General features: G+C 58.1%; 4 protein-coding genes. All 4 read right to left on the minus strand.

What is annotated here, in order from left to right; genetic code table 11:
* Positions 1 to 537 precede the first annotated feature (537 nt).
* Complete coding sequence (fdhF, locus tag OKC27_RS21505; protein ID WP_270806680.1) at positions 538 to 4,704, minus strand: formate dehydrogenase subunit alpha; 4,167 nt, start codon at positions 4,702 to 4,704, stop codon at positions 538 to 540.
* 540 nt (positions 4,705 to 5,244) lie between these two features.
* Positions 5,245 to 6,456, minus strand: a complete 1,212-nt coding sequence (locus OKC27_RS21510) for an EAL domain-containing response regulator (RefSeq protein ID WP_270806681.1) — start codon at positions 6,454 to 6,456, stop codon at positions 5,245 to 5,247.
* Positions 6,449 to 10,693 carry an ATP-binding protein gene (locus OKC27_RS21515; protein WP_270806682.1) on the minus strand — a complete coding sequence of 1,415 codons (4,245 nt, stop codon included), beginning with the start codon at positions 10,691 to 10,693 and terminating at the stop codon, positions 6,449 to 6,451. Before OKC27_RS21515 ends, OKC27_RS21510 begins: the two co-directional genes overlap by 8 nt.
* Before the next feature lie 332 nt (positions 10,694 to 11,025).
* Positions 11,026 to 11,754 carry a 3'-5' exonuclease gene (locus OKC27_RS21520; protein WP_270806684.1) on the minus strand — a complete coding sequence of 243 codons (729 nt, stop codon included), beginning with the start codon at positions 11,752 to 11,754 and terminating at the stop codon, positions 11,026 to 11,028.
* Positions 11,755 to 11,929 lie beyond the last annotated feature (175 nt).

Genomic DNA, 11,929 nt, shown 5'->3' on the forward strand with positions numbered 1-11,929 from the left:
AACCGCAGATCGTGTTTGATGAACTACGACAGGTTGCTTGATTTGGCGGGTGTTGCACTTCGGAGTTGAATTCGCGCTCCAGTATCCATTATATTAAATGATGACGTTGACACGTTGACACTAAGCCTTAGTGATCCAACAAGATCGTTAACCCAAGTTGCATTAAAGACAGATGGTAACTTTAATATAAAGTCTGATCCAGAAGGCCGAATTAATGTTAAAGGTGACACTGTGGTCATTAATCTAGAGTCATTAAATGGAACCACTTATCATTTTTCACTTGAGCGCGATGATAGTGCCTCCGTTGACAGCCATCGCAGTGATGACAATAGTGGTGGTGGGGCTGTAGATGTTCTTGCCATGTTCTTGCCATGTTCTTGCCATGTTCTTCCTTGGCATACTTGGTTTACGGCGTATGCACTAGAAATAATTAGTCATGTGAGTACAAGCGTATATTGATTTATGTAGAGAGCCACCCATTGGGTGGCTATTTCTATAGTGATTGATCTGTATAACTGATTGCGTGGTTTATTCCAGTCAGATTGTCTCCATCTCTTGCTTTGCTGCCGAGGAGGGGGTGCACTCCAGCTTGTCGATCCGCACCGCCGCCACCTTGAACTCGGGGATCTTGGCGTGGGGATCGGTGGCATTGATGGTGAGCCGGTTGGCCGGGGCTTCGGCAAAGTGGAACGGGATAAAGACCACACCCGGCTGCATCCGTTTGGTGACGAAGGCGGGCAGCTCGATATGGCCGCGGCGGCTGGTGACCTTCACTCGCTCACTGTTGCTGATGCCCATCCGCTCGGCGTCCACCACGCTCATCATCACCCGCGGGCCAGCCAGCTTGTCGAGCCCCTTGGTCTTGCGGGTCATGGTGCCGGTGTGGAACTGCTCCAGCAGGCGGCCGGTGGTGAGCACGATGGGATAGGTCTCGTCGGGTAGTTCGGCGGCATAGCGGAACGGGGTGGCGACCATCTCTCCCTTGCCACGGGTGAACTGCTTGCCGTGGAGCAGGCGCGTGCCTGCGGGAGCAGCGTCGTTACAGGGCCACTGCAATCCTTCCGCCCCCACCTTGTCCCACTGGATGCCGGCGTATTGCGGGGTCACCCGGCAGATCTCGGCGGTGATCTCCTGTGCGTTCTGATAGCGCCAGTCTCCGCCCATGGCGTTAGCGATCTGCTGGATGATCCACCAATCCTCCCGCGCTTCACCCGGCGCCTTGAGGGCGGGGGAGATGCGCTGTACCCGCCGCTCGGTGTTGGTGAAGTGGCCACTCTTCTCGGCAAAGGAGCTGGAGGGGAGTACCACATCGGCGAGCTGGGCGGTTTCGGAGAGGAAGATATCCTGCACTACCAGAAACTCCAGCCGCTTGAGCCCCTCGATGACGTGGTGTTGATCCGGATCGCTTAGCACCGGGTTTTCCCCCATCACATAGAGCCCCTTGATACTGCCCGCGCAGGCGGCATCTATGGTCTCGGTGAGGGTAAGACCGGGCGTGCGCGGCAACTCTGGCTGCTGCCAGGCTGCTGCGAAACGGGCATGTACCTCGGGGTTGGCCACCTTCTGATAGCCGGGCAGGCAGTTGGGCAGCGCCCCCATGTCACAGGCACCCTGCACGTTGGATTGGCCTCGCAGCGGGTTAATGCCGCCCCCTTCGATGCCGATGTTGCCACACAGCAGTTGCAGGTTGGCGATGGCCCGCACGTTGTCGTGGCCAGTGGTGTGCTGGGTGATCCCCATGGAGTAGTAGACGGCAGTGCGCTCGGCGGTGCCGATGAGGCGAGCGAGCGCGATCACCTGCTCGGCCGGTACGCCGGTGACGAGGGCCACCTTGTCCGGTGCATAGGCCGGGGAGAGCACCTCTGCTTGCAGCGCATCGAACCCTTCCACTCGTGCGGCAATATAGGCCTTGTCGTGCCAGTCGTTCTGGATGATCTGCTGCATCAGGCCGTTGAGCAGCATCACGTCGGTGCCGGGGCGGTGGGCCAGATAGAGGCTGGCATGGTCGGCCATCTCGATCCGCTTCGGATCGGCCACTACCAGCCGCGCCTTGCCCGTGGTGACTGCCCGCTTGATATGGGAGCCGATGATGGGGTGGGCCGCCGAGGTGTCGGAGCCGATGATGAAGATGAGATCCGAGTGATCAATGCTCGGGATGTCGTTGGTCATGGCGCCGCTGCCGAGTGACGCTTCCAGCCCGGTGACGGTGGAGGCGTGGCAGAGCCGCGCGCAGTGATCCACGTTGTTGGTGCCCAGCTCCCGGCGCATGAACTTCTGGAACAGGTAGTTCTCTTCGTTGGTGGTTTTGGCCGAAGAGAAACCCGCCAGTGCATCGCTGCCATAGTGCTGACGCAGGGTGGTGAAGCGTTCGGCCACCAGGGCGATGGCCTCCTGCCAGCTGGCGGGTACCAGCTCGCCATCCTTGCGGATGAGCGGGGTGGTGAGGCGCTCCTCGCTCTGGATAAAGTCAAAGCCGAAGCGCCCCTTGACGCAGAGCAGCCCCTGATTGACCGGCGAGTTGCGATTCCCCTCCACATAGCGGATGCGGTTGTGCGCCTCATCGACGTAGAGGGTGACACCGCAGCCGACCCCGCAGTAGGTACAGATGGTATTGACCGGCGTGAGCAGTTCGGTGCGCCCCTGCGACTTGTCGCGGGCATCCACCAGGGCGCCGGTGGGGCAGACCTGTACGCAGGCGCCGCACTGTACGCAGTGGGAGTCGCCCATCGAGAGTCCCGTGTCGAACTGCGGGCGGTTCGACAGGGTGCCATCGCTGTGCTTGGCAAAGCGCAGCACCCCTTGTACCGCTTGCTCACCACAGGTCTGCACGCACTGGCCGCAACCGATGCAGCGGTTGGCATCAAACACGATAAATTCGCTGCAGTTATCCACTGCAAACTTCTGGCACTGACTGGTATCGAGAGCGCTCTGCTCGACCTTGTATTCGGTGGCGTAGTCGCGCAGCGCGCAATCGGTGTTGGCCTGACAGCCGCACTCCAGGCAGCGGCTGGCCTCGCTGCGGGCATCGCTGTCACTCAAGCCACGCTCTACCTCGGCAAAGCTACCCTCCCGCTCGGCATCTGCCAGATGGGGCATGATGCTGCGAGCGACTTTTTTTAGGTGAGCAAACTGGGCGGGATCGACCTGCTTGAGTGTGGGAGCCTTGCAGGCGTTGAAAGGACGAACTGGGTCGATCATGTCACCATGGAGGAACTGATCGATGGCCAGCGCGGCCTTGCGGCCATCGGCGACCGCCTCGATGGCGGTAGCGGGCCCGCGGCGCAGATCGCCGATGGCGAACAGGTTGCCGTGGCCGCTGTGCATGGTCTCGGGATCGGACTCTAAAGTCTGCCAGCGGGTGAAGGGGAGGGTGAGGGGCTCCCCTTCCATAAAGCTGAGATCCGGCTGCTGCGATACCGCCGCAATCACGGTATCAAACTCTTCAATGAGGTACTCGCCAGTGGGCTCCGGGCGGCGACGGCCGGAGGCGTCCGGCTCGCCGAGGACCATCTTCTCGAGGCGCACCTGACAGACGCGACCACGGCTGTCCGGCAGATTCTCCACCGGATTGGTCAGCATCAAAAAGCGGACTCCTTCCTGCTCCGCCTCGTCGATCTCGTACGTTTCGGCAGGCATCTCGGCGCGGGTGCGGCGATAGATAAGGGTTGTCTCGGCGCCGAGGCGTACCGCCGTGCGGGCGCAGTCGATGGCCGTGTTGCCTCCGCCGATCACCGCGACTTTCTTGCCGGTGGTGAGCCGCTTGGCCAGCATACGATCCTTGAGGTAATCGACCCCGAGATAACAACCTGCCAGGGTGCTGCCCGGGTAATCCATCGGCACCGCCTTGGAAGCGCCAACCGCCAGACAGACCGCATCATAGTCGCGGCACAGCGCCGACAGCGTGATCTGGTGGCCCAGTCGCTGCCTGGTGTGGATCCGCATGCCGCTTTGGCACATCAGGTCGATCTCCTGATCGAGGATCGCCTTGGGCAGCCGGTATTCGGGGATGCCGTAGCGCAGCCAGCCACCCGCTTCGGGCATCGCCTCGAACAGATCGACCTTGAACCCTTCGTAACCCAGATAGTAACCGCAGGTGAGGCCGCCCGGGCCGCTGCCGATAATGGCCACCCGCTTGCCCTTGGCGGGCTTCTTTGTCGGTTGATAGGGGGCAACCTCTGCCAGATCGAGATCGGCGGCATGGCGCTTGAGCTGACGAATGGCCAGCGGCTCATCCACCAGCGCGCGGCGGCACTCGGCCTCGCAGAATGCGGGGCAGACCCGGCCAATGGAGAGGGGCATCGGCAGGGTTTGCTTGATAACGGCCATTGCCGCCTCGTGCTCCCCCATGGCGATGTGATGCAGATAGGATTGAATGTCCACCCCGGCCGGACAGGCGCGTTGGCAGGGGGCTTCGCAATCGGCGTAGTGATCCGAAAGGATGCGGCCGAGCGCCTGCTGGCGGTGGGCGCGCAGGGCATCGCTTTGGCTGGTGATCACCATCTCTGCCTCGGGGCGCGTCTCGCAGGCGCGGCGGATGCCAAGACCGGCAATCTCGACCACGCAGAGATCGCATGGCGTCTTGGGGGCGTGGGTGTTGTCACCGCACAGGGAGGGGATGTCGATCTGGTGCTGTTTGGCTATCTGGAGCAGGGTCTGGGTCGGGTTAACCGTCAACTGAGCCCCATCGAGAGTGATGGTGATCATGGCGTCATAAACTCGCTTTCAAGGCGCAGAAAATGCTGCATCTGGCGGAGCCAGCAGGGGAAGCGACAGGGAGGTCACTTGCTATACGCTCACCATAACAAAGGTTATTTACAACTTTATTTGATTTTAAACAGCTTATTGTCCAAAAAAGAAAACGATTTCAGATTGTCTTGTCTACCTCATCAGCACGGCGCACCGTTGAAAATTATTCCTGTTAAAGCTGGCTATTCATTGTGTTATTGCTATTTCGTGCATGTTGCTCAAGCGAGACTTATTGCGCCCATTGTGGGTTCAATCCGCCAGTAGCACCATTTATGATGCAATTTATTTTGCATGAATGGTTGTACGGATGAAGGCAACGGCGAGTGCAGAGCAAAGGGACTGGGTAGCACTCGGCTGGATAGCTGGTTGCTGGAGAGGGTGTGGCAGACATGAAAGCGGGTGGCGAGCCAGACACAAAGAAAATGGCCACCTCTTGCGAGGTGGCCATTCACGTTGCCGGTTGGCACTTTGTTGGCCCGAAGGGGACCGTAGCGGCGGTCAGCCGGGTATCAGGGTGGGCAGCCGGGCTTGCCAGAGCTGGTGCCAGTGCTGCAGTTCGCTGCGTGGCATCGGGCGGGCAGTGAAGAAGCCCTGACAGATATCGCACCCCAGCTTGGCCAGCAGCAGCCAGGTCTCGACATCCTCCACCCCTTCGGCGACCGACTTGAGCCCCAGCTTGCGGGCCAGCTCGATGCTCGATTCGATGATGGCCAGACGGGAGGGGTCGGCATAGCAGCGATCGACAAACGAGCGGTCAAGCTTCAGCTCGGTAAACGGCAGCAGCGCCAGCTGTTGCATCGAGGAGTAGCCGGTGCCGAAGTCATCGATGGAGAGGCCAAAGCCGTGCATCCGCAGCCGGGTCAGCACCTCCAGCGCCTTGCCAATATCCTCGACAAACGAGCTTTCGGTCACCTCCAGGGTGATCAGCTCGGGATTGACGCCCCAGCGTTGGCACTGGTTGATAAGGAAGTGGCAGAGATCCCCCTCGATCAGCGAGGTGGTAGAGAGGTTCATCGACAGATTGAGGGAGAGGCCGGTCTGCTCCCACAGATGACAATCCTGCAACGACTTGTTGATGATGACATCGGTCAGTTGATCGATGAGGCCGTTGTTTTCCGCCAGCGGGATAAACATACCGGGGGAGATCAGCCCATATTCCGGATGCTGCCAGCGGGCCAGCGCCTCCATCCCCACCCATTGGCCGGACGCAAAGCCGACCTTGGGTTGATACCAGGGCAGCAGCTGGTCGTTGTCGAGGGCGCGTTTGAGCTCGTCCACCGAGAGAATGAGGCCATCCTCCTTGCCGGACGGGGTCGATTTTGGTGCCCAAGAGTCTATCAATTGGCGTAACTGCTGCTGACTCGACGGCTTGTCGACCCGGCCCAGCACATGGAGCCCATAGGCCGCGCTCATGCGCAGCACGGCATCCACCACATCATCTTCCAGCGCGCTGGAGAGGATGATACCGCCCCGAAAGCCCCCCAGCGAGAGGCGGCGCAGCAGCGCCATGCCATCCATGCCGGGCATCCGCAGATCGCAGAACAGGATATCGACGGTGTGGCTCTGGCACAGCGCCAGGGCCTCGATGCCGTCTGCGGCCTCCAGCAGTTGCTGATAACCGAGGGCCCGGATCTGGTGCATCAGGGTCTTGCGTTGAAACTCGTGATCCTCAACCACCATGATGACCAATTCATCTGCCGTCTTACTCATCGAGCCATAATCCCATGTCACGTTCAATATTGTTCATCTGTTCCTCAACCCCCTGTGTCAGCAGTTCGAACTCGCTGAGTTGTTTCAGGCGGGCTGCAGATTCCAGTTGTGCCGCCTGCTCTGCCAGCTGTTGTTCCCCAATCATTCTGGCGGCCCCCTTGATGCGGTGGGCAATCTCCACCATCTCTTGGCTATCACCGGAGGAGAGCGCACTCATCATGGCGCGGCAATCTTTGTGGTTGGAGGCCAGATACTCTCTTGCCATGCTTTTAGCGATGGTTTCATCGCCAAACAGATCTTGCCAGCGCGCGACCATATCAGGGTTAATGGATAGCTCCGGTAGGGCTAGCTCAGAGGCAGTGGCTGCCGGCAGCCAGCGTAACAACATCTGGCGCAGTGAATCCAGCGAATAGGGTTTGCACAGCATGTCGTTCATACCAGCCGCTGTCATATTGGCAGCCGCATCCTCCGAGGTATCGGCGGTGACGCCGATGATGGGGGCCTGCTCCCCCTGTTCCCTCAGGCGGCGGGTCAGGGTGTAGCCATCCATCACGGGCATATGGCAGTCGGTGAGCAACAGGGCGAAATCCCGAGTTTGCCAGGCGCGCAGCGCCTTCTCGCCATCCTCCACCACCTCGCACTCCACCCCCAGAATCGCCAGCTGACGGGTCAGCAGTGCCCGATTGACCAGATGGTCATCGGCGACCAGTACCCGCCCGCCCAGTTTTTCGATACTGGTGGCATTGATGGTTACGGCCCGCCCGGTGATCAGCTCGCGGCAGCTTTCGAGCAGCAGATCCGGGTAGAGGGGGGATTGGCCGAGCCGCCACCAGTTTTCCGAGCCCATTCGCCCACGCAATGCTTCGCGCGTGGAGAGCACGACCCCCTTGAGGGGGCAGGATTGCAGCAAGGTGTGCCATTCGTTCCCCAATGCCGCTTCCAGCACGGACTCTTCAGCCAGCAGTAACCCGCTCAGCTGTTCGGTGATCTGGCTTACATCCAGCGGTGTTAATGTGGCTCCCTGTCGCTTCATGATGCTCTGCACGCTTGCATCCTCGCCGAGCCACCACCATTCGCTGCCAGCCAGGGCCGGGGGTTCCCACTGGCAATGAGTAAGCGGAATGGCGAAACGGAAACAGGACCCCTCACCCGCCTGGCTGCTGACCATTAGCGAGCCTCCCATTTTCCTCACCAGCTGATCGCAAATGGTCAGCCCCAGCCCGGTACCACCAAAGCGACGACTGATATCGGATTCCACCTGTTCGAACGGCGTAAAGAGCAGCGGTAGCTTCTCTTTGGCGATGCCGATGCCGGTATCTGTCACCGCGATGAGCAGTTGCTGGTCGTGATAACTGGCCTGGATCGAGATGGAACCCTGTTCGGTGAATTTCACCGCGTTGTTGAGCAGATTGGAGACAACCTGGCCCACTCTGACCGGATCGATGTCGGCCAGATCGGGGAGTGCCTCTTCCCACAAGATCGTGACCTTCAGCCCCTTGCTGTAGGCGCGCGTCGCATGGCCGCGGATAACGTCGCAAATGACTGATTGCAGACGGCAGGATTGATAGTTGAGATGAAGTTGGCCCGCCTCGATTTTGGAGAAGTCGAGAATATCGTTGACCAGATAGAGCAGGTTGTTGGCCGAGCTCTCCACATTGCGCAGCAGATAGCGCTGATCATCATTGAGCTCGCTCATGCGCAACAGCTCCAGCATACCGTGCATGCCCGAGATGGGGGTTCTCAGCTCATGGCTCATGGTCGCCAGAAAACGGCTGCGCGCCTGCATCGCCAGCTCGGCAGCGGCACGCGCTTCACGCAGTGCATGCTCTTGTTGTTTGAGGGTGGTGATGTCCTGTACTACCCCGTTAATTAAACGGTCATCACCCTCTTGTGCCACAAAGTTACCACGCACTTGCAAATAACGCTCTCCGAGACGCGAGGGCACTTTGACCTCCAGCTCCAGCGGCTCAAGGGTGCGGGCATGTGCGGCCACCTCATCAACAAATAGCGCAAGTGCCTCCTCGTTCAAACCGAAGATGGCACCGCCGGATGTGGACTCCATCAAGGAGTCCTGGGGCATGCCCAAAATGTCGCTTGTGCCTTGAGATAGGTAGCGGAATAGCCCCTTACCGGCACCCTGCCAGAGATATTGATAGACAACTCCCGGCATGCTGTCAGTGATATCCCGCAGCCTGGCTTCCACTTCTCGCACTTTGTTTTGGGCGGCTTTGAGTGCACTGACATCGGTCAGTACTGTCAGTACCCCTTGAATAGAACCATCCGGGGCCCGGTATGGCAGTTTGACGTAAACCACATGCAGGGGGACCTCATTTTCACGCTGGGTATAACCCGATCCCTCGAAGATCTCGCCGGTTTCCCAGACTGCACGCTCTTCGCGCAGCATCTGTTGCCGCTCGTCCTCGGTCATATAACCCCAGCCATTGCCTTCGGAGGAGTCACCAATAAAGAGCTTCCGGTATGCCCTGTTGCACAGGGTCAGATTTTGTTGGCGATCCCGTAAGGCCACCATATTGGGCAGGGAGTCGAGCAGAGTCTGGACAAAAGCCAACTGCTCGTTGAGTTTTTTCTCTGCCCGTTGGCGCTGCACAATCTCCTGTTGCAGGGCGCGGTTCCATGCCCAGAACAGGGCAAACAACAGGGCGGCGGCGGCACCGACAATGGCGAACCAGAGCAGCACGGTTTCGGCATTGATACCGGTTTGCACGCTCGTAGAGAGCCAGCGTTTCTCCAGTTTATTGAGCTCTTCCGGCGGTATCGAATAGAGTACTTTGGTGAGGATGCGCTGCAGCATGGGATCTTGCCGGGTTGCCATGGCGAGCGGAAGTCGCAAATCCTTCCCTGTGTAGGTGATCTCATAATGCTCACTCACCTGTGAGTTGATAGAGAGTGTGGGCAGCATGACGTAATCCGCATCGCCGTGATCGAGTAGCGCCAACAAGCGGCCATCACTATTGACATCGACCACTTTGGCTCCGATTTCAAGCAACATGGTCTTGTCTACCGAACCAAGCACCATGCCGACCCGCTTGCCCTTTAACAACGAGATGTTGGATAAAGTGGTGCTGCCTTTGGGGCCAATCACCACTCGGTCGACAAACAGATAGCCGGGGGTAAACAGCGCAAATTGACTGCGTTCAGGAGTCGGGGCTATGGCGGGAATAAAATCGATCTGCTGGATCTTGAGCAGGTTCTGGGTTTCGCTCCAGTTATGGGTACGTACCAGAGAGAACTCCAACCCGGAAAATTGCTGCATCAGTACCATCAGATCCGCCACAAAACCGACCAGCTGGCCACGATAATTGAATTCGCTCATCGATGTCCAATTAGGGGATACACCATAGGTTAGTACCGGATGCTGACTGAGCCACTGCTGTTCCTCGCCAGTAAACTGAACTGACTTAACCTCCCCTGTGCTTGCGTGCTGGCTGGTTCTTGTGGCCTCTAACATGTGACGACGATCTTCAACCGGGATATTGTTGAAGGCTTTGGTGATCAGACCGACCAGTGCCGGGTTGCTCTTGCTCATATTGATGGAAAGGGATGTCGCGCTTACCCAGTCCGGGGTGGCGATGGTAAAGCCAGCTCCAGTATGCTGACCTTGCAACATCACCAGTGAGGGCATATCGGCCAGATAGGCGTCGGCCAGGTGCTGCTTGAGCATAAAGGCTGCTTCGCTGGGACTTTCCGCTTCCGCCACGCGGGGCAATCCCAATTTTTTCAATTCACTGCAAGCATTGACTCCCGTTACACAGACCCAGCGCAGGGTCTGGCTATCCTTTTGCGACAGCACTGTTTTGCCATTATTGAGCAATACCCCGCGTGGCATGGCAAGCAAGAATGGAATTGAGACGATATTGGCTCGCCACTGCTCACCCGGTTGATAGTTGACCAGCATGTCAACTTCTCCGTAGTCAAGCCCGGTCAACGCATTGGCGTAGGAGGGGTAAACCTTGTAGCGCAGGGTCAGGCCGAGTTTTCTGGCGATCTGCTGCGCAATGTCCGGTACCGGGCCGGTAAAGCGCTGATCTGCATCTTTATAGCTGTAGGGTGGATCCCCCATCATCGGCATGCCGATGACCAGTTCCCGGTGTGATGACAACCAGGCGCGCTCAGACAGATCGAATTCGTCTTCGTTGAGGCTGGTATTAGCCAGAGCCAGCATGCACCAGAGCGGTAGCAGGAGAAGCAGGAGCAGGCGATTACATTGGCGGAGCATTAGAAGGTTCCAACAATAATTGGGCACATATCTTATGTGGTCTCAAGGCGCGCTTTCAATGTGAATATGGCATGAAGCTGAATCCCAGCTGAACCAGTAAGTGGTACCGAGCTATATTGTAATTTTCATGCCCTTCACTCTCGCTGATGGGCTCGACCAGCACGTCAGCATACAGCTCGTTTCTCTCGTTGAAAAAATCCATGTTAATCAATTTTTTCAATATTGAGCCGCTGGAGTTGTTATTGCTCACGTTTACGCAAATAGGCGTGACATGATGCCGTTGTTGTGACGATCTAGGGGGTGGAGTGATAGACCACTCCTCGCCCAGACCGTTATAACTCCAGCTCGATAATGGGCAGTTCCCACCGCTCACTTCGAACTTGTTCCTGATAGGCATCGTCTTCCTGCTCTTTGCTCCGCTCAATCATGGCGATGACGTTGGCATGCCGGATAGTGGCAAACTGATTCAGCCAGGTCTGATGAGCACTTTGGGAGAGACGAGCTACGGGGTTTTGACCATGGAAAACATGAAGTTTTTGCAGCTTGTCGAAATCGATACGTACAGCGTCCCCGACGTGTAATTGCCGCAGGTTCTGGTGTATCGGGTGGTTTTCGTTGCTACGTCCGGCATAACCGATATCCAGTTGGCGCATTCCCATAATGGCAAAACGGCGCAGCCGTGCAGGGGCGGTGGCCTGGCTCGACTCGTTGTAACAACGTTCGGTAATGAGAGGGAGGTGGGGATGCCGCTGGTCAGCGCGGGACATAACCACTAACCGTTGGATTGCTCGGGTCATCGCAACATAGAAGAGTCGCCGCTCTTCCTCGATGTTGTTCGCAGCGCTTTCTGCGCAGCGTTGCCATCCGCCATCAAGGATCAAAACATGGTGATACTCCTCCCCTTTAACGCCATGCACCGTGCTGAGAAGCACGCCCTTGCCAAAGCGGATCTGACGTCGCTGTTCGCTCAGGTATTCGTAAAGGAACTGCAGGAAATAGTGCGCTGACAGCGCTTGCTCTCCCTGACTCTCCTGCCATTGGGTAATCAGATCGTACAGCAAGACCTCCCAGCGGTTTGCTTGATCAAGGGTAGGGAGGGGATCGGCCAGTTGTTGCGCTGTCAGGAGTGCGTGGCCTTGTTGATGTAACCAGTTCTGGTAATGTAGTGATGTGATGGACGCCCCCTCCCTGCGCGGTCAGTTTCATACTTAGGCTGACAGCGTTCAACTTGGGGGA

Origin of the sequence: Aeromonas sp. QDB62 (genome assembly GCF_027705695.1) — a bacterium.
Classification (GTDB): domain Bacteria; phylum Pseudomonadota; class Gammaproteobacteria; order Enterobacterales; family Aeromonadaceae; genus Aeromonas; species Aeromonas allosaccharophila.